General features: G+C 69.5%; 19 protein-coding genes. 11 read left to right on the top strand and 8 right to left on the bottom strand.

Going from position 1 to position 23,909, the window contains the following annotated elements:
- The first annotated feature begins 34 nt into the window (after positions 1-34).
- From ACYVN4_RS13750 to ACYVN4_RS13735, 4 genes are all read left to right on the top strand, one after another.
- A complete protein-coding gene (locus ACYVN4_RS13750; protein ID WP_460720977.1) occupies positions 35-697 on the top strand; it encodes a response regulator in 663 nt (220 codons plus the stop codon).
- 131 nt (positions 698-828) lie between these two features.
- Positions 829-1,470 (top strand): DUF1707 SHOCT-like domain-containing protein, encoded by a 642-nt coding sequence (locus ACYVN4_RS13745; protein ID WP_460722633.1) that lies wholly within the window; start codon positions 829-831, stop codon positions 1,468-1,470.
- 57 nt (positions 1,471-1,527) lie between these two features.
- The gene (locus tag ACYVN4_RS13740; RefSeq protein WP_460720975.1) at positions 1,528-2,343 is read left to right on the top strand and encodes an alpha/beta fold hydrolase; all 816 of its coding nucleotides are present in this window, start codon (positions 1,528-1,530) and stop codon (positions 2,341-2,343) included.
- Positions 2,344-2,446: 103 nt separating this feature from the next.
- Positions 2,447-4,567 carry a DUF2339 domain-containing protein gene (locus tag ACYVN4_RS13735; RefSeq protein WP_460720973.1) on the top strand — a complete coding sequence of 707 codons (2,121 nt, stop codon included), beginning with the start codon at positions 2,447-2,449 and terminating at the stop codon, positions 4,565-4,567.
- Between the two features lie 63 nt (positions 4,568-4,630).
- Here the strand turns inward: ACYVN4_RS13735 and ACYVN4_RS13730 are convergent, their stop codons facing one another.
- Genes ACYVN4_RS13730 through ACYVN4_RS13715 form a run of 4 tightly spaced genes read right to left on the bottom strand, consistent with a single transcriptional unit; the run spans position 4,631 to position 10,986 of the window.
- Entirely contained in the window at positions 4,631-7,975 is a 3,345-nt protein-coding gene (locus ACYVN4_RS13730; protein ID WP_460720971.1) for an MMPL family transporter, read from the bottom strand.
- Positions 7,975-8,760, bottom strand: coding sequence for an NYN domain-containing protein (locus ACYVN4_RS13725; protein ID WP_460722631.1), 786 nt, complete (start codon positions 8,758-8,760; stop codon positions 7,975-7,977). The genes ACYVN4_RS13730 and ACYVN4_RS13725 overlap by 1 nt, the downstream gene beginning before the upstream one ends.
- A gap of 44 nt (positions 8,761-8,804) precedes the next feature.
- Positions 8,805-9,581: a tRNA (guanosine(46)-N7)-methyltransferase TrmB gene (trmB, locus tag ACYVN4_RS13720; RefSeq protein ID WP_460720969.1), complete on the bottom strand. Its 777-nt coding sequence runs from the start codon at positions 9,579-9,581 to the stop codon at positions 8,805-8,807.
- 58 nt (positions 9,582-9,639) lie between these two features.
- Positions 9,640-10,986, bottom strand: coding sequence for a lipase family protein (locus tag ACYVN4_RS13715; RefSeq protein WP_460720967.1), 1,347 nt, complete (start codon positions 10,984-10,986; stop codon positions 9,640-9,642).
- A gap of 255 nt (positions 10,987-11,241) precedes the next feature.
- Between ACYVN4_RS13715 and ACYVN4_RS13710 the strand changes: the two genes are divergently transcribed.
- The 4 genes from ACYVN4_RS13710 to ACYVN4_RS13695 all read left to right on the top strand — a co-directional run bounded on the left by ACYVN4_RS13710 (position 11,242) and on the right by ACYVN4_RS13695 (position 16,272).
- Positions 11,242-11,910, top strand: coding sequence for a hypothetical protein (locus tag ACYVN4_RS13710; protein ID WP_460720965.1), 669 nt, complete (start codon positions 11,242-11,244; stop codon positions 11,908-11,910).
- 46 nt (positions 11,911-11,956) lie between these two features.
- Complete coding sequence (locus tag ACYVN4_RS13705) at positions 11,957-13,540, top strand: hypothetical protein (RefSeq protein ID WP_460720963.1); 1,584 nt, start codon at positions 11,957-11,959, stop codon at positions 13,538-13,540.
- A 165-nt stretch (positions 13,541-13,705) separates the two neighbouring features.
- Positions 13,706-15,532, top strand: coding sequence for a phosphoenolpyruvate carboxykinase (GTP) (locus tag ACYVN4_RS13700; protein WP_460720961.1), 1,827 nt, complete (start codon positions 13,706-13,708; stop codon positions 15,530-15,532).
- A 140-nt stretch (positions 15,533-15,672) separates the two neighbouring features.
- Positions 15,673-16,272, top strand: coding sequence for a methyltransferase family protein (locus ACYVN4_RS13695; protein ID WP_460720959.1), 600 nt, complete (start codon positions 15,673-15,675; stop codon positions 16,270-16,272).
- On the opposite strand, the gene ACYVN4_RS13690 is transcribed toward ACYVN4_RS13695, so the two are convergent.
- The gene (locus ACYVN4_RS13690; RefSeq protein ID WP_460720957.1) at positions 16,269-17,708 is read right to left on the bottom strand and encodes an aldehyde dehydrogenase; all 1,440 of its coding nucleotides are present in this window, start codon (positions 17,706-17,708) and stop codon (positions 16,269-16,271) included. The genes ACYVN4_RS13695 and ACYVN4_RS13690 overlap by 4 nt on opposite strands.
- 240 nt (positions 17,709-17,948) lie before the next feature.
- Between ACYVN4_RS13690 and ACYVN4_RS13685 the strand changes: the two genes are divergently transcribed.
- Entirely contained in the window at positions 17,949-18,152 is a 204-nt protein-coding gene (locus ACYVN4_RS13685; RefSeq protein WP_460720955.1) for a hypothetical protein, read from the top strand.
- A gap of 203 nt (positions 18,153-18,355) precedes the next feature.
- Positions 18,356-18,658, top strand: a complete 303-nt coding sequence (locus tag ACYVN4_RS13680) for a hypothetical protein (protein WP_379358711.1) — start codon at positions 18,356-18,358, stop codon at positions 18,656-18,658.
- Here the strand turns inward: ACYVN4_RS13680 and ACYVN4_RS13675 are convergent.
- Entirely contained in the window at positions 18,643-19,458 is an 816-nt protein-coding gene (locus ACYVN4_RS13675) for a class I SAM-dependent methyltransferase (RefSeq protein ID WP_460720952.1), read from the bottom strand. The two genes, ACYVN4_RS13680 and ACYVN4_RS13675, sit on opposite strands and share 16 nt — an antisense overlap.
- A gap of 147 nt (positions 19,459-19,605) precedes the next feature.
- Here ACYVN4_RS13675 and ACYVN4_RS13670 point away from each other — a divergent pair, with 147 nt between their 5' ends.
- Positions 19,606-20,775, top strand: coding sequence for a glycosyltransferase family 4 protein (locus tag ACYVN4_RS13670; RefSeq protein ID WP_460720950.1), 1,170 nt, complete (start codon positions 19,606-19,608; stop codon positions 20,773-20,775).
- Positions 20,776-20,820: 45 nt separating this feature from the next.
- Here ACYVN4_RS13670 and ACYVN4_RS13665 read toward each other — a convergent pair whose 3' ends face one another.
- Entirely contained in the window at positions 20,821-22,659 is a 1,839-nt protein-coding gene (locus ACYVN4_RS13665; protein WP_460720948.1) for a hypothetical protein, read from the bottom strand.
- A gap of 10 nt (positions 22,660-22,669) precedes the next feature.
- Positions 22,670-23,857 carry a polysaccharide biosynthesis protein gene (locus ACYVN4_RS13660; protein WP_460722629.1) on the bottom strand — a complete coding sequence of 396 codons (1,188 nt, stop codon included), beginning with the start codon at positions 23,855-23,857 and terminating at the stop codon, positions 22,670-22,672.
- Positions 23,858-23,909 lie beyond the last annotated feature (52 nt).

Genomic DNA, 23,909 nt, shown 5'->3' with positions numbered 1-23,909 from the left:
GACCCGTGCGGCGGCAAGGAGAGCGGAGGATCCCATGAGCGAATCGGATCGGCGCATCACGGTGATGGTGGTCGACGACCACCCGATCTGGCGCGAGGGCGTGGCCCGCGACCTCGCCGAGGCGGGCTTCGACGTGGTCGCCACCGCCGACGGGGTGCGCGCCGCCGGTGCCCGCGCGGCCGCCGTCCTCCCGACCGTCGTGCTGATGGACATGCAACTGCCCGACGGCAACGGCGCGGACGCCACCGCCGAGGTGCTGCGGGTCTCGCCGCGCTCCCGGGTCCTGGTGCTCTCCGCCTCGGCCGAACGCGCCGACGTCCTCGACGCCATCAAGGCCGGGGCCACCGGCTACCTGGTCAAGAGCGCCTCGGCCACCGAACTGCTGGATGCCGTGCACGCCACCGCCGCCGGTCAGGCCGTCTTCACACCCGGCCTGGCGGGCCTGGTGCTCGGCGAGTTCCGTCGCATCGCCAATACCCCGGAGGACCGCGACGAACCGCATCGCCCGGCCCTCACCGACCGGGAGACCGAGATCCTGCGCATGGTGGCGAAGGGCTTGTCCGCCAAGCAGATCGCCACCCGTTTGAGCCTCAGCCATCGCACCGTCGAGAACCACGTGCAGTCCACGCTGCGCAAACTGCAACTCGGCAATCGCGTGGAGCTCACCCGCTACGCGATCGAACAGGGCCTCGAGTAGCGCTGCCGTACGACTCGAATCGGGGCGTGGATCAGGGATTGCCCTGATGCGGCCGGGGTGCGCCGCTGGCTAACCTCGAAGGCATGGGAGGTCCTGAAGCGGTTTCCGCTCTCGCGACCGGCAACGCCGTGATCGGCGACCGGGATCTACGGGTATCTGATGTCGAACGCGAACATGTCGGCCGGCTGCTGCAGCGCGCGGTGGGGCTGGGCATGCTGTCGCTGGGGGAGTTCACCGAGCGCATGGACACCGCGCTCGCGGCGAAGACCCGCGGCGAACTCAATACGGTGTTGGTCGATCTGCCGGGCATCCGGCTGGTCGGGCAACCCGCCCCCGCCGCGCAAGGCTGGGTGCAGCCGCAGCCACGATTCGTGACGGCGCAGCGCATGCCCCCGGCCATGCCGGGCAATGTGATTCGCGCGCGCCTGTCCAGTGTGGAACGCAAGGGTCCGTGGCAGGTGCCGCCGGCGATATCGATCAACAATTTGCTGGGCAGCGTGAAGCTGGACTTCACCCAGGCCGTGATGACCACCCAGGTGGTCGAGATCCATGTCAACGACACCTGCGGCTCGGTCGAACTGATCCTGCCGCCCGAGGCCACCGTCGACATGACCAGCATCGACCTGATCGCGTCCAGCGCCGAGACCAAGGTGCGCACCGGCGCGCCCATCGGTCCGCTGCACATCATCGTGCACGGCACGCTGCGCTTCAGTTCCATCAAGGCCAAGCACCCCTTCGGCACCAACTGGAAGCGCTTCCTCAACGGCGCGTGAAAACGGGCGCGTGAAACCGGACCGGCGGCAGTCTGTTCCGGACGGTAGGGTCACGGCATGGTGGAAGGCGTCGACGTTCCGGAGGCAGTGCATCGATCCGGCGGCGGCGCACCGCTGCTCCTGCTGCACGGGGTGCTGCTCACCTGGGAATCCTGGGGCACGGTCCTCGACGATCTGGCCACCGAGCACACCGTGCTCGCGCCCACCTTCCCCGGCCACTGGGGCGGACCCGAGGCCGCCCGCCCCGCCACCGTGGCCGCCCTGGTCGACTACTGTGAGCGGCTGCTCGACGAATCCGGTTGGGAGACCGCGCATATCGCGGGCAATTCGCTCGGCGGCTGGGTCGCGCTGGAACTCGCGGCGCGCGGCCGCGCCCGCTCCTGCACCGCCATCGCCCCCGCGGGATTGTGGCGCACCCCGGCCGCCGCCGATTCCCTGCTGCGCAAGTTCCGGGCCTTCGGCCCGCTCATCGGCCTGGGCCCCGACCGGCAGCCGACCATGCCCACCCTGCTGCGCAGCCTGTTGCTGCCGCTGCTCGCCAACCGGCCCGCCGATGTCCCGAATCCCTTGGCCAAGGCCATGACCGCCGCCATCACGGAATGCGCCATCGCCGACGATCTGGCCGAAGATCCGGATCTCGCAACGGGTTTCACACAGTTGTCCGAGCTGAAGCTGCCCACCACCATCCTGCTTCCGGAGAACGACCGCGTCCTCCCGCCGCACGTCTACCGCCCCCTCGCCTCGACCGACACCCTCGATGTGCGCCCGCTCCCGACCCTCGGGCACGTCCCCATGCTCGAATCCCCGGACCTCATCACCACCGAGATCCGCGCCACCATCGCCCGCGCCTCGGCCCCCGCGCACCCCGCCTGACCTGGGCTGCACACCCCGATCGGGCGTGCTCGGGTAGTAATCGTGAGTAGACCGGGTGGTTCTACTCAGGTGGCCGGACGCCCCACCCGAAAGTATGGCGACCATGAATCTCGCCATCGATCCTCGCCTGATCGCGCGGCTGTCGACTGAATTCACCTCGCTCAGCGAGCACATGAACGTCCTCGGCCGCGACCTCGAAACCCTGCACCGCCAGGTCATCGACGAAAACGCCCGCACCACACCGACATACACCGCAGCGCCCGTCACCCCACCACAGGTGACGGGCGCAACCATGCCCGCGGCCCCACCGTCGACCGCCTCGTCTCCTGCGCAAGCCACCCCACCCCCTGCGCAAGCCACCCCACCCCCTGCGCAGGCCGCGCCGCCGCCTGTACCAGCCGCACCGTCGCCCGCGCAGGGCGTGCCCACGCCGCCCATTCCTGCGGTGACCGGCTGGGGGCAGCCGTTTACGCCGGGTGCGGAGACCGTTGGGGGACAGGGTGTTCCGTCGCCGGGCGCGGTGCGTCCCGGCTGGATGGCGCCAAGCAATCGGCCGGCCAACCATCAGCCCATGCCGCAGTTGCCACCGCAGCGGGGTCGTGCGTATGCGCGGCCGGTGCGCTCGCCGTGGTGGCAGCGGGAAGGGGTGATCAGCCGGGTGCTGGCTGTCGCAGGGGTGGCGGTCACCTTGATCGGTGTGGTCATGCTGCTGGTGTTGGCGGCGCAGGCCGGGTTCTTCGGTCCGGTGCCGAGAGTTGTTGCGGGCGCGGTGTTCTCGGGCGCCCTGGTGGCGGTCGGGGTCCGGGTTTTCGGCAAGGCGGGCGGACGGGTCGGGGGAATCGCATTGGCGGCCACCGGTATCGCAGGGGGATACCTGGATGTCATCGCGATGACCACGATGTACGGCTGGCTGAATCCCGTGGTCGGGTACGTGGTCGCGCTGGGGATCGCGGCGGGTGGGGTCGCGCTGGCCGTGCAGTGGCGTTCGCAGGCACTCGCCGTACTCGTGGTGCTGGGTGCCGCACTGCTCGCGCCGATCGTGACCATCGAACTGGCGTTGCTCGGTTTCCTGATCGTGCTGCAGATCGCCGCCCTCCCGGTGCAATTGGTGCGTGACTGGCCGTGGCTGCACGTGGTGCGCACGGTTCCGGCGGTACTGGCGACCCTGGTCGCGGTCGGCGACTCGGCGCTGAAGCTGAACAGTGACGGGGCTGCCGCGTCGCACCGTTTCGAGGTGCTGGCCGCCGCGATCGTCATCGCGGTCGCGGGGCTGGCGGGTGCCGTCTCGTCCGGGCGGCGGCGGGCCGGGGATGTGGCCGCGAGCCTGAGTCTCGCGGCGGCGACCCTGCCCATGCTGGCCGCGCCGGTCATGTTCGGCCGCACCGGATCCGTGGTCGTGTCCGGCTCGGCCGCGGCCGTGCTGCTGCTCGTCGCGGCACTGCCGTGGGTGCCGAAACTGTCGGCTGCCCTGCGGATTCCGGGTCACCTCGCCGTGGTGGCGGGGCTGGCGGGCGCGTTCGCGCTGTTGGAGGCGTGCGTCGGAGTCTCGCGGGTGCAGACCTTGCCGCTGGCCCTGAACGTGGTCGCCCTGGGCTTCCTGGCGGTGGCCGGTCAGCAGCGGTCGCGGATTGCCGCGGGCCTCGGTGCGGCCTACGGGATGCTCGGCGCGCTCGCCTTCGTCGCTCAGGCCGACCCGAACACGCTCGCCGATCCCGCGGCAGCCGCGGCGCACCTGAGCATTTCGACCGCCCTGGCGGCGTTGCTGGTGCTCGCGGTGCTGGTGGTCGCGGGTTGGGCCGCGCGCCGCCTCGGCGTGCTGGATCGGGAATCCGATGCCACCACGCTGGCGGTGTTCGCCGGAATCGCCGGGCTGTACACGGTGACCGCGCTGACGGTGTCCCTCGGTGTCGCCACCGGCAACCCGGACGGCTTCCGCGCCGGGCACGGGATCGCCACGGTGGTCTGGATGGCCGCCGCGACGGCGGCCCTGCTCTACGGCCTGCGCAGCCTGGCCCGCACGCCGCAGCGGGCGAAGGTCGCGCTCGCGGCCGGGCTGCTGGTCACCGCCGCCGCTCTCGCCAAACTGTTCCTGTTCGATCTGGCGACCCTGGATGGGCTGGTGCGGGCCGCGGCCTTCCTGGTGGTCGGTGTCCTGTTGCTGGTGGCGGGCACCCGCTATGCGCGGGCCTACGCCGATCTGGATACCCGCACACCCACCGCGTGACCCGGTGAAAGACGAACGCCCGGCCGAGGATTCGGCCGGGCGTTCATCGTGGTCGGGTACGGATCAGTCGCGATCCTGGCGGCGGAGCAGTTCGTTGACGCTCACCTGGCGTCCCTCACCGCCGCGATGCTTGGCATCCTCGTCCGGCTTGGGTCGGCGGCGCGCGGAACGCAGATCCGACATCCACTGTTCGATGCTGCTGCGTTCACCGGTCGGCGGTTCGTCCGCCGCGTGGTGGGCCGGATGCTCTTCCGTCGCAGCCGAATCGGCGGCGGGCTCCGAGTGCGTCTCGGCGTCACCGGTTTCGGCCGGGTGCGGCTGGTAGAGCTGGGCTCGGGTGGCCGGATGCGGCGCGATCTTCGCCGTCGGGGGCGGCAGCACCCGCTCGGCACCGACCGCCGGGGCGGACGGATCGGCCGGTGCCGCAGGCGATGCGGGCGGTACCGGCGGTGCGGCGGCCGCGGGCGGCGTGGGCTGCGAGATCGACGGCACCGCGCCGGGCTGCGCCGACTGCGGTGCGGGTGTGCTGCCACGCTGCGGCAGGCCACCACCGGGATTGGTGAATCCCGTACCGGGCGAGGCGAAGTCACCGATCGGATGCGGGGCCATCGGGCCACGCGCGGTAGCGCCCCCACCCGGGCCGGCAGCACCGGCGCCGAGGTCGGTGGTCGGTGCGTCGGCCGAGGCCGCGCTGGTCACGCGGCGCGGCGGGAGTGCCGACCCGGACTCGCTCGAGCCGCCGAGATTCGTCAGCGGCGCACCGGATTCGGCGCGCGGCGCCGGGTTGCCCTGGCCTTCCGTGCCGGAAGTGCCGGGGGCCGGGGACGATTCGGGCGCGACGAGCCCCGACAGCGGGCCCGGGTTGCCGGGCACGCCCGGATTGGCGGGACCCGGGGTCGCTGTGCCCGGATTGACGACAAACGACGGCGCCGCAGCACCGGTCGAGGGTGTGACGCCGCGACCGGGACGTGCGGTGGCGGAAGGCAATCCGGGCGCGGGGCGATCGGACTCCGGCGCCTGCTCCGCGGGCGCCGCCGCCTTCTCCGTGACACTCGCGGACGGGGTGACATTGATGCGCTGCGTCGGCGCCTCGCTGTCCACGTTCACGGTGCGGCGCGGACGCGGCTTGCGGGGGCGGCTCGCGGCGGAACCGTCGGCCAGGATCGGGATCTGCATGGTGACCGGGTCGGTGATCGGGGTCGCCTTGACCAGGTCGAGCACCTCGCCGCCGCCGGGTCGCTCATCGTCGAGGATGGGCTCGCCCAGGCCGATCTTCTGCTGAATCTTCTTCATCCACTTGGGCGCCCACCAGCAGTCGTCGCCCAGCAGCTTCATGGTGGCCGGGACCAGCAGCATGCGCAGCACGGTCGCGTCGATGAACAGCGCCGCCACCATGCCGTAGGCGATGTACTGCATCATCACCAGATCGGAGAACGCGAACGCGCCGGTGACCACCAGCAGGATGAGCGCGGCCGCGGTGATGATCCGGCCGGTCTGCGCGGTGCCCGAGCGCACCGCCTCGGTCGTGCTCGCGCCCTGGGTGCGCGCCTCGACCATGCGGGAGAGCAGGAAGACCTCGTAGTCGATGGATAGGCCGTAGACCACGGAGATGATCAGCACCAGCACCGGCGACATGATCGGCTGCGGCGTGAAGTTCAGCAGCCCCGCGCCGTGACCGTCGATGAAGATCCAGGTCAGGATGCCGAGCGTGGAACCCAGGCCGAGCGCGCTCATGAGCGCGGCCTTGATCGGCAGCACCAGCGAACCGAAGGTGAGGAACATCAGGATGGTGGTCACCAGCACCACCAGCGCGATCATCAGCGGCATGCGATCGACCAGCTGATCGATGCTGTCCTGCATCATGACCGGCGTTCCGGTCACCATCACCTCGGCGCCGTCCGGCACGTCGATGGAGCGCAGGTCCGCCATCGTCTGCTTGATGTCGGCACCCTTGTCCAGCGGCCGCGTGGTGGACCACACGTTGGAGCCGTTGGGCGGCGTCTGCGGCAGCGAGAACGAGGTCTTCGGCTGCAGTCCGCTGGCCTTGTTCGCCTCGTTGAGGATGGTGCCGATGTTCTTCGGGTTGTCGGTGACGATGACCAGCTGCACCGGGTCGGCCTTGCGCAGCGGGAAGATCTCGTCGAAGTGCTGCTGCGCCAACCGGGTCGCGTTGTTCGGCGGCAGATACGTTTCGCTGATGCCACCGAAGGCCAGGTTCTTCACCGGGATGATCAGCAGCAGCAGGCCGATGGTGATCGGAATGGCGACCTTCAGCGGGTGCTTCATCACCCAGGCGGTGATCTTGCCCCAGAAACCGTTCTCGATTTCCTCGGTCGTCTTGTCCTTGCGGAACCGCTTGAGCCCCAGCGCATCCACGCGCGGACCCAGGATCGACAGCATGGCCGGCAGGATGGTCAGCGCCGACAGCGCGGCGAGCGCGACCGTCGCGATGGTGCCGTAGGCCACCGACTTGAGGAAGCCCTGCGGGAACAGCAGCATGCCCGCGCTGGCTGCGATGATCATGGTGGCCGAGAAGATGACGGTGCGGCCCGCGGTCTGCACCGTGCGCCGCACGGCCGCCTTGGTGTCGTAGCCGTCGGCCGTCTCCTCGCGGAAACGGCTCACGATGAACAGGCCGTAGTCGATGGCCAGACCCAGACCGATCATCGAAACAACGGGCGAGACAAAGGAGTTCACCTCGGTGAACTTGGTGATCCCCATGACGATGCCATTGGCGCCGAGCACCGTGAGGCCACCGATGATGAGCGGCAGGGCCGCCGCCACGACGCCGCCGAAGATGAAGAACAACAGGACGGCAACCACCGGAATGGCGATCATCTCCATGCGCTTCTGGTCCTGCGCCATGGTGTCGTTCAGGGTGCCCGCGACCGGCTGCAGACCGGCGACCTCGACGGTGACGCCCGGAATGGCGAAGGCGTCGGCCTGTTTCACCGTCCGGTAGTTGCGCACCATGTCGGTGTCGTTGTCGCCCTTGATGGCCACGGACGCGAAGGCGTGCTTACGATCCGTGCTCGCCGCCTGCGCCAGTTGCGAACTGGGCACGTCGAGCTTGAACGGAGAAGCGTTGATGCCACTGATCTCCGGGTACTTCGACGGCAGTGCGTTGAGGCTGTTGATGACCTTCTGACTCCACGTCGGATCATCGATGGTCTGGCCATCGGGCGCGGAGTACAGCAGGATCACGTCGCTGTTGTGATCGCGCCCGTAGACCTGGTCCTTGAGCATCGAGGCCTGGGAGGACTGCGAATTCGGGTCGAACCATCCGCTGGAGCTGAGATGGTCCTCGAGCCCGAATCCGAAGCCTCCGAGGCCGAGCATTGCGGCAACGACCACACCGAGCACGGTGTAGCGCAGCTTGTAGACCAGGTCGCCCCAGCGGGTGAACACTAAGCGACTCCTTGAGCGGGGCGGGAGGTGAGCAGGGCCGACAGCGGCCGGAACGGCTGCAACCATGCACCCTCGTCGGGCAGCGAGTCGAGGCTGACCCGGGGCAGCGGTTCACGGAACACGCCCGGGATGTCCTCGAGGTCGATGAACTCGAGGATATCCGACGTGACGGCCCAACTCGCGTGCTCGCGGAAACCCAATACCTGAACGGGCACACCGGAAGCGGCGATCTCCTCGAGGGGCGCGCGGAACGCCTGCCCGTCGGCGGAGGCCACCATGATGCCGGCCAGACCGGCACCGCGCCGGCGTAGTTCGATGTGGCCCAGCATGTCGCTGTCGACATCGGAGTCTTCGTCGATCTTGGGTTTCGCGAAGACGGCGTAGCCGACATTGCGGAGAGCTTCGACCCAGGGTCGCACGACGTCCGCGGTGCCCGGAGCGATATTGGTGAAGACGGTGGCCTCGGGCTCGACCCGGGTGCTGCTGCCCACCGACAGTTCCGCGGTGCGGGCCAGCAGCCAGCGGCCCAGCGCGTCGAAGCGCGGGCGGTAGGCGGCGGTCGGGCGGCCGCCGAGAATGGCGCCCAGACCCATATCCAGATTCGGTGCGTCCCACACCAGCAGCACGCGACGCACGTCGGTCGCGTTGCCGCCCAGGGCGACTGTGGCATTACCGCTCAGAGAGCCGGTGGCATGACCACTGAGAGATCCGGTGGCGGGGCCACCGGTGCTGCCGCCGAGACCGGTGGCGGTGCCCGATAGTTCGGTCGATTCGGTGCCGTGCATTATTCCGGCAACTTCGGCGACCTCCGGGGCCATCTCGCTGACGCTCATGATTCGATCTTCCCCCAGATGAACTCCGTGATGGCGCTGCCCGCGCGGAGTCCTTTGTTTTCGAACTTGGTAATCGGACGTTCAAAACCAATCGGTGCTTTGTTCCGATAGGCGTCGGGGTCCCCGCCGGTGGGCTCGTTCATGCCGATGAGCTGGGGTTCCGCATTTCCGTACTGTCCGATCCACTCCGCATAGTCGGCGTGATCGGTCGCCACATGCAACACGCCGCCGGGAATCAGGCGACTTGCGATGAGTGCGAAGGTTTCCGGCTGCAACAGCCGGCGTTTGTGGTGCCGCGCCTTCGGCCACGGGTCCGGAAAAAACACCCGAACACCCGTCAGCGATTCGGGAGCAATCATATTTTCCAGGACATCCACGGCATCGCCGCGCAGCAGTCGAATGTTCTCGATCTGTTCGCGTTCCACCCGCTGCACCAGCTGCGCCAGGCCGGGCTTGTAGACCTCGATGCCGATCAGGTTGAACTCCGGTTCGGCCTGCGCCATTGCCGCGGTGGCCGTGCCGGTGCCGCAGCCGATCTCGACGATCAGCGGGGCCGAGCGACCGAACCAGGTGTCGGCGTCCAGCTTTTCGTCGGAGACGTCCTTGCCGATCCGCGGCCACATCTCATCCCAGGAACCCTGGCGCGCGGGCGAGATCGCGCCGCGGCGCGCGCGGAAGCTGGTGACCCGCGGGTAGAGGCGATGGCCTCCCTCAGGACGCGGCCCGGGAGCTGGCTCGGCGGAGTGGTTAGCGGCGTCGTTCACGGCGTCCATTGTCCAGTATTGGATAGTTCGCGCAGCAATCGACCGGGGTTGCCGCGACCGCCGACACTCAGGCTGCCAGGCCCGAGACCTCGCTGGACGCCGTCGCGGAGCCCGGCCGCAGGGGCAGCCCGAGCGTGACTCGCATTGCGGTAGTTGCCATTTCCACCATGCTGCGCCAGTGCGCCGGGGCGAGCGCGACCGACCAGACGGTCTTGGTTGAGGGTTCGGTAAGAGTTTTCCCGGCGAGGCGATCGGCGAGCCAATCCAGGCTCAGTGGCGTGGCCAACGGCAGTAGCGAGAAATGCTCACTCAGGCGATCCCGGACATACCAGACGGCTGCCCCGCCCGCCCGATAGCGCTCCACCTGACCGTCGACACCCGCCGCGTCGATCACCTGGTCGTGTACGGGCTGCACCACCAGCACCGGACAAGCCGGGGTGCGATTGCCCAGCCGCAGTTCGTCGAACATGTCCTCGAGCTCGGGCAGGATCTCCGCCAGTGGACGCCGCAGGTAGTCGTCCAGGCGGTGGCCGACCAGCAGCGGCAGCACCGCGATCGGGCCCAGTCCGCGCACCCGATCCAGCAGGCGGCGGCCCTCCGGGGTGAAGTCGCGCTCCACCACCTCGGCCAGCGCCGGATACACCTGCCGCAGCGCCGCGATCACGATCGCCGGAAAGCCCGCGAACAGACCACCGTTCAGATTCAGGAAGACGTGCCGCGGATCACCCACTGGCGCGCCCAGCGCCGCGCCGACGATATTCAGTTCGGGCGCGTACTCCGGAGCCAGCTCCACCAGCCACGAACCGGCCATGCCGCCACCGGAATAGCCCCACACCGCCACCTTGGTGTCGGCGCGCAGGCCCAGCGGCGCGAAACGCAGTGCGGCGCGGACACCGTCGAGGCCGCGATAGCCCGGCTCCCGGGCCGCCCCGAAATTACCCAGCGGCCCTTCGTGATCCGCGATACTCACCGCCCAGCCGCGGCGCAGCGCGTTCGCGACCAGCAGCCACTCCAGCTGGGTGATCGAACCCGGGGCCAGGACGCCGCGGCGCAGCGCGTACGACGGCGCGCAGCGCTCGGTCACGGCGTCCATGGCGGTCTGGAACGCCAGTAGCGGGCGCTCGACATCCGGTTCCGCGCCCTGCGGCAGCAGCACCGTGGTCACCGCCGCCTCGGGGCGACCGTGCAGATCCTGACTGCGATACAGCAATTGCCACGCCGTCACCTGCTGCGGCACCAGTCCGAACAGCGCGATCTCGACCGTGCGGCTGCGCAGGATGGCGCCCGGCTCACGGCGCGCGAACCCGCGCGGCGGATGGAAGAAGGGGTCCCGGCTCGGTGGCAGCGGTCGGTCTCGCTCGTGGATACCGTCCGGTATTCCGATGGCACCGATGACGTCGGCGTTGACGGCCATCGCAACCTCCTCGTTCCAGCCTCGAACTTTGAGCGCAGCGGCCGTGGACCGAGAGGGTCAGCGCAGCCGTACATCGGCGTTGATGCCGACCGAATCGCCAGAGTAGGGGAATCCCGGGTGTCTGTGAAGGGCTGTCGCACCGAATTGTGCTGGCGCACAGAAGGACCCGGAACGGTCTGCTTCCTCACCGCCTGACCTGCGTGTTTGTGATCCGAAACCCGCACGCGCCCAGTAGCTTCCGGCTAGGCTGCCCGCGTGCAGGCCGGGCGATCCGTGCGCATCCAGGTGACGGGCCGGGCCCGTGCGGGCAAAACCACCCTGCGACATGCGCTCTCGCTGCTCACCGCCGAAGAAACCCGACCGGTCGACCACCCCGGGCAAACCGACCCCGTCCTGGACGCCGACCTTCTCCTCTATATCCTCCCCGGCGCCGCCGACCCCGCCGATCACCGGCTCCTGGCCACCCTCCCGCCCGAGGGCACCCTTGTGGTTCTCAACAAGGCCGACACCATCGGCACCCACTGGTCCGATGCCGCCGCGCACGCCGACCGGCTCGCGACCACCCTCGGCCACACCGTCTTCCCCGTGGTGGCCGCGGTCGCCGCGCGCACCCGCAACGGCACCCTCACCGACGCCGACCTGCGCACCCTCCGCCGCCACCACACGCGCCCCGACCCACCGCTGACCCTCTCCCACGAGCTGTTCACGGCACCCGACCTCGCCCCCGACCCCGAAGCGCGCCAAGCCCTCCTGGACCGCTGGGAACTCCACGGCGTCTCCTGCGCGCTCGCGGCCCTCCGCCACGACCCCACCCTCGGCCCGCGCGTACTCCTGCAAATCCTGCACAGCGCCACCGGAATCGACGCCCTGCACCGCGAACTCCACCACCGCTACGAGGCCATCGCCACGGCCCGCGGTCTTTGATCGAGGTCCGGCCAAGCCGAACGCACCCGCGGATACGAATCAGCGGGTGTTGATCCCCGAACCCCGCCCCGATCCGCCGCCGCTGAATCTGCCGCCGCAGCGGGCCGTCGCCGCCGATCCCGCGACCGAACCGGAACCCACTGCGATCCAGCCGCATTCGCCGCCTCCGCCGGAGGAGATGTCCGCCGGACTGACCGCGGCGGCGGAAGCCGTTGTCATGCGCTGGAATCCGCATGGGCTGGCGTTGTTGCGCGCGGTTCATGCGCCGGTCTCGGCGGCGGCCGGCTCGATCGCGCTGGTCGGGGGTGACGAAACCGGGGCGGCGGGGCTGCGGGTCGAGGTGGCGCGGTTGGCGCCGCAGGTCGATCTCGGTGCGGAGTCCGGCGGTCGGCCGGTTCCGGTGGCGCTGGTGGTCCTCGAGGCCGGGGCGCTGGTCGGCGGCGAGCTGATGGAGCGGGTGCGGCGCTTGTCGGCGGACGGGACTCGAATCGTGTTCGCGCTCGACGGGATTCACGCGCATCGGGAGTGGCGGGACGTGTTGAAGCTGGATACCGAACTGCTGGCCGAGGTGGACGGCTGCCGGGAGGTGGAGATCGTGCCGGTGTCGGCGCGGTTGGCCGCGGCCGGGCGGGCGTCGGGGGACGCGGCGCTGGTGGACCGGTCGGGGGTGGGGCTGTTGCATGCGCGGTTGGTGGCGGCGGCCGGGGCGGGGGCGGTCGGGGATCAGGTGGCGATCGTGCGGGAGCGGGTGGTGACGCAGACGCGGCGGCGGATCGAGGCGCAGATCGGGCGGCTGCGGGCGGGTGGGGATATCGGTGGACTGCGGGAGGAGCGGGCCCGGCTGCTGGCGGTCGGCGACGGCGGGCGCGGGGCGGCCATGACGATCGTGCGCCATCGGCTGCAACTGGCCCGGGTGGATCTATTGCACGAGGTGGGAGCCAGGATTCGGGCGGCGCACGGGGAGTTGCGCGGCGAAATCGAGGAGCTCGCGCGCGGCACACACGCCGAATTTCCGCGGCATGTGAGTGATGTTGTGGAAAAACTCACACAGGAGATGGATCGAGCGATTCGCTCCCGAGTCGGCGAATTGTGCCGTCAAGTCGAAGAATCCGTCGCGGAGGAATGGCATATATCTTTTCCGGCGGCCCCGGAACGGGTGGCGCGGGCGCTCCTCACGCCGGGTCCGCGCCGCCGCGGCGTGGAGGACCATCTGGTGGTGGCGCTGGGGGCCTCGGCGGGGTTCGGGCTGGGCCGCCTGGTGGTGGCGCCGCTGGCCCTGTGGCCGGCCCTCGACTACGCGATCATGCCGGTCAGCCTGCTGCTCGGGGCGGCCGCCGCGAGCTGGGTGGTGCGCGCCCGCGGCCATCTCGCGGAGGGCGCGCACCTGCGGCAATGGGTCGCGGACACGCTGGTCGACGCCCGTGCGCAGCTGGAACAGCGGGTCGCCACGGCCCTGGTCGACGCCGAGGAACGGCTCACCGACGAGGTGCTGGGCAGCTCCGCGGCCCGCATGGTGGAAACCGATCTGCGGGTCGGTGAATTGGAGGCGCAATTGCGTCAGGCCACCCAGCGCCGCCCCGCATTACTGCTGGCATGTGAACGTGACCTGGCCGCACTCGAATTCACATAGCGGCTGGTCGGAGGTTTCGACCCGATACCGAGTGGACAACCCGATTCCGTACGCCGCGATATGTGGCGTTAACCTCTATGGCAAGGAACTAGGGCATCCGGTGTCGCGAGCCGCGCTCCTCGGCTCGATGGCTATCGGGGGCCCGCCCATCTCAGGAGAGTTTTCATGACCTCAGCGACCATTCCTGGTCTTCACGATGGCACCGCGCCCACCGAGCACAAGGAACTGCTTGCCTGGGTACAGGAGGTCGCAGAACTCACCCAGCCCGACCGCGTGGTCTGGTCGGATGGGTCCGAAGAGGAAGCGGTTCGCCTCTCCGAGCAGCTGGTCGCCGCCGGCACCTTCAAGAAGCTGAACGAGGCCAAGAAGCCCAATTCCTACCTGGCGCTCTCCGATCCCTCCGACGTCGCCCGCGTCGAATCCCGCACCTACATCTGCTCGAAGACCGAGGCCGACGCCGGCCCGACCAACAACTGGGTCGACCCGGCCGAGATGCGCGCCACCATGACCGAGCTGTACCGCGGCTCCATGAAGGGCCGCACCATGTACGTGGTGCCCTTCTGCATGGGCCCGCTCGGCGCCGAGGACCCCAAGCTGGGTGTGGAGCTGACCGACTCCGAGTACGTCGTGGTCTCCATGCGCGTGATGACCCGCGCCGGCAGTGCCGCCCTGGAGAAGCTGGGCACCGACCGCCCCTTCGTGAAGGCGCTGCACTCCGTGGGCGCGCCGCTCGCCGAGGGCCAGGCCGACGTGCCGTGGCCGTGCAACGACACCAAGTACATCACCCACTTCCCCGAGGACCGCGAAATCTGGTCCTACGGTTCGGGTTACGGCGGCAACGCGCTGCTGGGCAAGAAGTGCTACTCGCTGCGCATCGCCTCCGCGATGGCGCACGACGAGGGCTGGCTGGCCGAGCACATGCTGATCCTCAAGCTGATCTCGCCCGAGGACAAGGCGTACTACATCGCCGCTGCGTTCCCGTCCGCCTGTGGCAAGACCAACCTCGCCATGATCCAGCCGACCATCCCGGGCTGGCGCGCCGAGACCCTCGGTGACGACATCGCGTGGATGCGCTTCGGCGCGGACGGGCGACTATATGCCGTCAACCCGGAGTTCGGCTTCTTCGGTGTCGCCCCCGGCACCAACCACAGCTCGAACCCGAACGCCATGGCCACCATGGAGGCCGGCAACACCGTCTACACCAACGTCGCCCTGACCGACGACAACGATGTGTGGTGGGAGGGCCTGGAGGGCACTCCGGACCACCTCATCGACTGGAAGGGCAACGACTGGTTCGAGCGCGAGTCGGAAACCCTCGCCGCGCACCCGAACTCGCGCTACTGCACCCCGATGTCGCAGTGCCCGACGCTGGCCCCCGAGTGGGACGACCCGCAGGGCGTGCCGATCTCCGCGATCCTCTTCGGCGGTCGCCGCAAGACCACCATCCCGCTGGTGACCGAGTCCTTCGACTGGCAGCACGGCGTGTTCATGGGCGCCACCGTCGGCTCCGAGCAGACCGCCGCCGCCGAGGGCAAGGTCGGCACCGTGCGCCGCGACCCGATGGCCATGCTGCCGTTCATGGGCTACCACGTGGGTGACTACCTCAACCACTGGATCACCCTCGGCAAGAACGCCGACGCGCAGGCGCTGCCGAAGATCTTCTACGTCAACTGGTTCCGTCGTGGCGCCGACGGTCGCTTCCTGTGGCCCGGCTTCGGCGAGAACTCCCGCGTGCTGGAGTGGGTCGTCGGTCGTATCGAGGGCACCGCTGCCGCGGAGGCCACCCCGATCGGCAATGTGCCGCACGCCGCCAACCTCGATCTCGAGGGCCTGGACGTGAACGCGGGCGACGTCGACGAGGCGCTTGCGGTGAACGTCGAGGAGTGGAAGAAGGAGATCCCCTCCATCGAGGAGTGGTTCGAGTTCATCGGCGACAAGCTGCCCAGCGGCCTGCGCGACGAGTTCGAGGCGCTCAAGCAGCGTCTGGCCTGACGTAAGACTGTCAGCGGCCCGTTTCCATCGATTTCGGTGGGAGCGGGCCGTTTTGTTGTTCCGGAGAATCCACCCGGGGGTGGAGGCACGCGGCGCCCTGGGTGGTGGTCGGTTCGTCGGGATCGGCGCAGGCTGAGGTTATGGACGCAGTCGATCTTCTGGTTCGGATAGCCGTGTGGAGCAGCCAGCTCGTATGGGTGGTCTGGCTGGGGACGGCGGTGTGGTTCGCGGCAGTGCGGCGCGACAGTCTCGGCGGGAAGGTGAAGCACTTCCTCGGGACGTTGCTGCCGGAGCCGTGGATGATCGTGGGGATCGTAATCCTTGTGGTGGCAATGAGTTTCGTGCCACGAAGGGTATGGGATCCGGTGATCTGGCACGTGCGGCCGATGCTGGCGCTGGGCGCGGTGGTGATCATCGCGGGGTCGGTGCTGATGGTGTGGGCGCGGCTGGCGCTGGGGACCATGTGGGCGGGGCGGCCGCTGATCCAGGAGGAACACCAATTACGGACGGGCGGGCCGTATCGCTTTGTGCGGCATCCGATTTACACCGGGCTGCTCGCCTTGGTGGGCGGCGCGGCGCTGCTGCAGGGCGGGCCGTCGCTGGTGATCTTCGCGTTCGTGCTGGCGTGGCTGCTGCGGCGGGTGCGGGTGGAGGATCGCATGCTGATCGCCACCTTCGGGCAGCGCTACGAGGAGTACCGGAACGCGGTTCCGGCACTCCTCCCGCTCGCCAAGCGCTAGGCGCCGAAGCCCATCGGCATGAGCAGCGACTTGGTCTCGCAGTAGGCGTCGAGACCCTCGGGGCCGTTCTCGCGGCCGATGCCGGAGGTCTTGTAGCCGCCGAAGGGCGCGCAGGCGTCGAAGGCGTACCAGTTGATGGCGTAGGTGCCGGTGCGGACCTTGGCGGCGACGCTCGCGCCGTGCTCGATATCGGTGGTCCACACCGAACCCGCGAGGCCGTAGTCGCTGTCGTTGGCGATCGCGATGGCCTCGGCCTCGGTGTCGTACGGCAGCACCGAGAGGACCGGGCCGAAGATCTCCTCGCGGGCGATGGTCATGGAGTTGTTCACATCGGCGAAGACGGTTGGACGGACGTACCAGCCGGGCAGGTCGGCGGGCCGGTCGCCGCCGCGGATCAGCCGCGCGCCCTCGTCCTTGCCCTTGGCGATGTAGCCCTCGACGCGCTCGCGCTGCTTCTCGGAGATGAGCGGGCCGAGCTGCGCGGCCGGATCGTCGGGCAGGCCGACCGGGAAGAGGTCGACGGAGGCGTTGAGGGCCTCCAAGATCTCGTCGTAGCGGCTGCGCGGGGCCAGGATCCGGGTCTGCGCCACGCACGCCTGGCCGCTGTTCATCAGGCCGGAGAAGGCGAGCTGGGGCATGTGCTCGATGTTCATGTCCGGCAACAGGATTGCCGCCGACTTCCCGCCCAGTTCGAGGGAGCAGCGCTTGAGCTGGCTGCCCGCGATGGCGGCGATCTTGCGGCCCACGGCCGAGCTGCCGGTGAAGGTCACCTTGTCGACGCCCGGATGGGAGACCAGGTATTCGGAGGCGTCGGCCTCGGCGGGCAGCACCGACAGCACGCCCTCGGGCAGGCCCGCCTCGGCGAAGATGTCGGCCAGCAGGTTGGCGGCCAGCGGGGTCAGCGGCGCGGGCTTGAGGACCACGCTGCACCCGGCCAGCAGGGCGGGCGCGAGCTTGTTGACGGCCAGGAACAGCGGCACGTTCCAGGCGATGATGGCGGCGACCACACCGACCGGTTCGCGTGAGACGCGGGTGGTTCCGAACAGACCGGTCCGAGTTTCGGTCCAGGGGAAGGACTTTCCGAGCCCGGCGTAGAAATCGAGGGTGGCGCGCGCGGGCACGTAGTTGAGGGTGCTGGCGGTCATGGTGGGCGCGCCCATCTCGGCGGACAGCGCGGCGGCGAGATCCCCCGCCTTCTGATCCAGCAGCGCGACAACGCGTGACAGTAGGGCGGCGCGTTCCTCGGGTGGGGTGGCGGGCCAGGGTCCGCTGTCGAAGGCCCGGCGGGCGGCCGCGACCGCGGCATCCACATCGGCGCGGGTGACAACGGGCACGCTGCCGACGGTTTCCAGGGTTGCGGGCGAGACGACGGGCAGGGTGTCGGGACCGGCGGGCGCGGTCCAGTGGCCACCGATGAACAGACTCTGGTACTCCATGAGAACACGTTACAGTTTTGCCCCTCTCGCTGTCCGGGGCATGGCGGGTCACGGTCCCGCTGACCGGGATTTTCTTTGAAATTCGACCCCTCGGTTTCTAAGCCGCCTTGTTACCCGTGGGGTAAAACGCGATTCGAATTCTGGGTAGCCAGGCGGTGGCCTATGCTCGGTTCTGCACGCCTTTCTCCACCGTTCTGGTCGGTTGCTATGCATTAGCTTCGCGAAAGGTAGATCACTCGTATGACCGATGTGCGCTCCGATGACCTCCTGCTCGACGAGTTGGCGGATCTGGGCCTGCCCACGATCAGTACGCCCATGCAGCGGGCCGCGAGTCAGTTGCAGCGGGTGCTGCCACCGGGCTGGCGGGTCGATGTGGCCGAGGCGACCTATCCGACAGTGCGGACCGGGCAGCCGGTATTGCGACTGGTGTTGCCGGAGGATTGATCGGCGTCTGATGTGCAGGGCCGCAAGTGATTCCGCATCCTTGCGGCAAACCGGCAGCACTCTGAAAAATCGAATTCCAACCTGTCGGTTCGCTTTTCACCGAACGCACTATTGCATTCGACGGGCGCAGCGAGCATGCTTTATAGCTACCGTGGATAGCTCGCTCGATTCATGAACCGTTACCGCACAGGGGAGTCCGAGTCATGGCGGTGCAAGTAGTCGATCGGTCGCTGATGACCAGTGATCTCACCCCGCATCAGGCGAAAAGCGTCGGCGCAGGCGGCTGGGTGGTGTCCTTCCTGCCGGGCCGGACCCTCACGCTGGAGCAGGCCGCCGCCGCATTGCAGGCGGCCGAGGCGGTAGCCGCGGTGAATGCCCTGGCCGGTCAGGTCGGCCTGACCGCGATGGAGACCGTCGGGTTGGCTACCCAGGAGTCACCGTGGGGCGAACCCGAACCGTGCACCGGTCTACGCCGCGTCTTCCGGCGCGGTTACGCCGAACGCTGACCCGTGTGCTTGGTGGCCACCACCACCAGGTTGCTGACCAGCAGCTCCCGCAGCCCGGGAACCTTGACCATCCACCACGCCCAGCGCGGGTGGTAGCGCGGGAAGACCGCGAGAATCTCGACCTCGTCCGGTGTTTCGTGCGCCCAGCGCATTCCCTCCGACGCCCGCACCGCGAACAGCGAACGGCCGAAACGATTCTTCGGCTCCCGGCCGTGCTTGCGTCGATACCGCCGCGCCGCGTACTCGCCACCCAGGTAGTGCCACGGCCCGGTCTCGTGCCCGCCGAACGGCCCCAGCCACACCGTGTACGAAAAGACCATCAGCCCACCGGGTTTGGTGACCCGCAGCATCTCCTCGGCCATCACCCACGGCTGCGGCACGTGCTCGGCGACATTTGAGGAGATGCAGATCTCCACCGCGTCATCACGGAACGGCAGCGCCATCCCCGACCCGCGCACCGACCCCGCCACCCGCAGCCCCGCCGCGTGCATCTCCGACGGATCCGGTTCCACCGGCAGATACCGGGCCCCCGCGCTCCCGAACTCGTCGGCGAAATACCCGGGCCCGCCACCCACATCCAGCACGATCGTGCCGCGCAGCGACTCCCCGGTCAGATCCCGATAGAAATCCCCCACCATTTCCGCGGTATCGGTGGCCACGCCGCCATAGAAAACAGCCGGGTCGGTCTGCTCGAACCGGAAACTCCCCAGCAGCCGTAGTGACCGGCGCAGCGTCGCCCGGCGGGCGAATCGCGGGCGCTGCCCGGCCTGGCGCTTGGTGGTCCGATCGGCTTGAAGCACGGCGGCCAGTTTTCCACAGCCCACCCCGGCCCGGACAAGAGGCGGCCGTGCAGGTCGGATGACCACTGTTGGCCCGTGGTGCGGGCTCGGGCTATATGGTGGAGCCCATTGTCTGTCCGTCCCGACCGTGACCCTGGAGATCCGCCCGTGCGTGAAGTGCTGCTGCTGTGCTGGCGCGACACCGGGCATCCACAGGGTGGGGGCAGTGAGCGGTATCTGGAGCAGGTCGGGGCGCAGCTGGCCGCGCGCGGGGTGAAGGTGACGCTGCGGACCGCCGGGTATCCGGGGGCGGCGCGGCGGGAATCGGTGGACGGCATCGAGATCAGTCGCGGTGGCGGCCGGTTCACCGTGTATCCGCGGGCGCTGGCGGCGATCGCCCTGGGACGGCTCGGGGTCGGCCCGTTGAAAGGGCTGCGGCCGGATGCGGTCGTCGATACCCAGAACGGCATTCCTTTCTTCGCGCGGGCCGCGACGGCCGCGCCGACCGTGGTGCTGGTGCATCACGGGCATCGCGAGCAGTGGCCGGTGGCCGGGCGGCTGGTCGGCCGGATCGGCTGGTGGATCGAATCGCGGCTCTCGCCGCGCGTGCACCGGCACGAGCAGTATCTGACGGTGTCGTTGCCGTCGGCGGAGGAGTTGACCGCCCTCGGTGTGGCCGGGACGCGAATCGCGGTGGTGCGCAACGGCGCCGAACCGATTCCGGCCCGCGTGCCCGCCGGTGCCGACGACACCCGCACCGCGCATCCGAGCATCGTGGTGCTGTCACGTCTGGTGCCGCACAAGCAGATCGAGGACGCCATGGCCGTGGTGGCCGGGCTGCGCGAGCGGAATCCCGGACTGCGCCTGGACGTGATCGGCGACGGCTGGTGGGCGGGCAATCTGCGCGCGCACGCCGACGAACTCGGCATCGCGGACGCGGTCACCTTCCACGGTCATGTCGATGAGCACGAGAAGCATCGGCTGCTCTCGCGCGCCTGGGTGCACGTGCTGCCGTCGCGCAAGGAGGGCTGGGGGCTGGCGGTCATCGAGGCGGCGCAGCACGGCGTGCCCACGGTCGGGTACCGGAGTTCGCGCGGGCTCACCGATTCCATCGTGGACGGGGTGACCGGGCTGCTGGTCGACGATGCCGCCGCGCTCACCGAGGCCGTCGGCGAACTGCTCGGCAATCGCGAGGCCCGCACGGTGCTGGGGGAGAAGGCGCGGGCGCGGGCGCGTGAATTCTCTTGGGAGCAAACCGGAAACGGGGTTTTCGAGGTGCTGTCGGCGGTGACCCGCGGGGAGCGGGTCAGCGGGCTGATCGCGCCCGCGCGCGACTGATTCGCTGTTCGGAAAACGAGCGGGCGGGTCTACTACGCTGCATAGTTAGTGGGTATGTGGATCATTCTCGTCATCGCGCTCGTGAGCATCGTCGTGATCGGCTTCGGCTTCGCTCTCGGATTCCCCAAGGACTGAGCCTTCTTCCGGGGCGGTCCTTCGCGAATACGCTGCCGCGGTGAGGAATCCGCCGACCAGCAGGGTCGCCCACAACAGATGCGCGGCACCCGACAGGCGGCGATCGGCGGGCGTGGCGTCATCGGTGGTGATGGTTCCCGGCACCCGGTACAACTGCAGATCCGCGTCACTGTAGACGGGATCCAGTTGGGCCAACGTGTTTTTCGAGTCGCCGAGCGGTCCGGGCGTCCCGCCCTCGACCAGCACCCAGCCCACCCCTTGCAGGGCGAGTTCGCGCGGGGACGCGCCGCGCAGCAGCAGCTTCTCCACCCGTCGCGCCTGCTTGCTCTCACCGGCGACCACCCCGCCCCGCACCGGAAGTTCGCCCGTCTGCAACGCATCTCGGCGCATCATGCGCGGAGCCGGATCCAGCACGGGCGCGCTACCGGAATAGCCGAACTTCCGGAATATGCCGCCCGGCAGGACCGCGATATCGCCGGGCCCGTCGGTCGCCGCCGCCACGCGCTGCCAGCCTTCCGGATAGTGCACCGGTCGCAGCGCCCCGCCGACGCCCCAGGCCAGATCCGGCAGCGCGATGAGCAGCAGGGCGATGAAAAGCACTGCGGCCCCGCCGGTCCGGGACCGATCGGGTCGCGCGCCGGGCCCGTCGAAGACATTCGTCGACAGCCATCGCCCGACCACCCGGCACCCGGCCGCCGCGCACAGCGCGTAGGCGGGCATCGCCAGGGCCACGTACTTCTGGGTGTCGCGCAGCAGTCCCGCGCCGGGCACCCGGGTCACCAGGAACTCGCCCACCGACAGCCCCCAGCCGGTCGCGCCCAGCGCGGGCAGCACGATCGCCGCGACCGCCAACCAGATCAGCCGCCGGGCGACTCGTCCGGAGTCGCGGACCGCGCGCAGCCCGGTGAGCACCAGCGCCAGCAGCAGCACCGTTCCGATCAAGGCGAAAAACGTTGTCCGCGAATCGGGTACCGCGGTGCTGTTCCAGATGCCGCCGAGGCCCGCCAGGCTGCCCAGGGTGCCGAGCCAGGGTTCGGCGCGGGCGGCGAACGCGGGGATGCCCGCCGGATCAGAGGGTGCGGCCCCGGTGCCCGAGAGCGCCGTCGCGATCACCCAGGGCGCGGTGGAGAGAATCCAGAACGTCACGGTCGCAGGCAGATTCCGCTTACCCACCAGCACTACCGCGAGGCCACCCGCCAGCAGCGACCCGGTCGGGGTGAGGCCCGCGGCCGCCAGACAACCGATCAGCGCCGCCCAGGTACCGGCCGTACCGGACGGGGGCGCGGCGCGTAATCGGGCCGCCAGCAGGGCGATCCAGGGCAGGGCGGCATACCCGGCGAGCAGACTCCAATGGCCTTGCAGCAGGCGTTCGGCCACATACGGGTTCCAGATGGCGACGGTGGCAGCCACCAGTTGCGGGCCCAGCGAGACCCGCAGTAGGTCCCGGGCCAGTGCCGCCGCGCCCCACCCGGCCAGCCAAACGGCCGCCAGCAGTATCGCTTTGACGATGATGCCGCCGTCCACGACCGAGGAGAGGGTGGCGATCAACGCGTCCTGCGGCACCGCGCGCGGTGCCGCCTCACCGAGCCCGAGCGCCGAATCGGTGAGATACGAGCGCGGCGTACTGACGGCGTCGCGCAGCAGCAGGTAGCCCGGTCCGAACAGCGGGCCCAGCACGAGCGCGGCCAGCGCCAGGCTGTAGCCCGCCGGGACCAGCCGATACCACCGCTTGTGACCCTCCGCATTCACATTCGGCACCCTACGTCCCACCCACTTCGAGATCAGGGACCGGCGAACGATGCTCGGCGTCGTCGCGTGCCGTGCGCAGGGCCACGCCGGTGATCACCAGGGTGGTGGCCGCCGCGGTCACGGTGGCGATGACGATCAGCGACAGCACCGAATGCGCACCGGCCAGCATGACGACCACGCCGACGGCCAGGCCGATCCAGGTGATCGCGGCCGGAGCCGTCCGATCCGCCGCGATCGCCGACAGCAGCGCCGCCTGTAGTACGGCGAGCAGTGCCCCCTCGAGCGCGAACAACCACAGCAGTCCTTCAATCGGCGCGTAATCCTGTCCGGCGAACAGGGGCGCCAGCGGGGCCGCCGCGGCCGCACCCAGTACGGTCACCGCCCCGATACCCAGCAGCACCGCCAGCGCGGATCGCATGGCGCGCACCGAATGTTGTGGCTGCGCCATCCGCGGATACAGCACCACCCCGACCGCCTGCGGCAACCAGAACGCGATCTTGGCGGCAATGGCCCCCAGCGCGTACCGCCCGGCATCGTTCTCGTCCAGCACAATCCGCGCCACCAGCAGATCCGCCGCCGACAGCGCGGTCAGCGCCGCCTGCACCTGCACCGCCCGGAAAACCGCCGCCACCCCGAGACCCCAGGTGGCCGCGGGAGGCGCGTCGGCGGAACGATCGGAGACGGCGGCATCGGTGATGCGCCGAGCGGTCGCCGCGGCGACCGCCGCTCCGGCCGCTCCGGCCCAGAGGGCGGGCGCGGCGCCGAAGCCGCAGGCCAGCAGGATCAGCGCCGGTGCTATCCGAATGACGGCCGCGCCGCCGAGCACGGTCGCCAGCTCACGGAACCGGCTGCGGCCCTGCAGAATTCCCTGCTCACCGGCCAGCAGCACCAGCATCGGCGCGGAGCACATCGCGCCTCCCGCGGCCACGAAGCTCACCTTCAGCACCGCGCTGACCACGGGTACCAGCACCAGCGCCGCCGCGGTCACCAGACCCGCGCAGCGCAGCGTGAGGCCCCGGGCCGCCGCGACGGGCGCACCCCGCACCACTTCGCGCGCCACCACGTTCTGCAGCGCGAGCGCGGGCACGGCACAGAGCATCTGCACGGCCAGCAGGCTCGCGAACGAGCTGTAGCCACCCACGCCCAGCCACCGGCTGGCGAGCAATTGCAGCAGGTAACCGGCCACATTCGCGGTCATCGCCCCCGCCGTCACCAAGGTCAGGTCCTTGACCACGGGCAGACGACGAACG

The sequence above is a fragment of the Nocardia heshunensis genome (genome assembly GCF_054782115.1).
The sequence above is the reverse complement of the archived record's forward strand: the minus strand, read 5'-3'. Positions and strand labels throughout refer to the sequence as shown.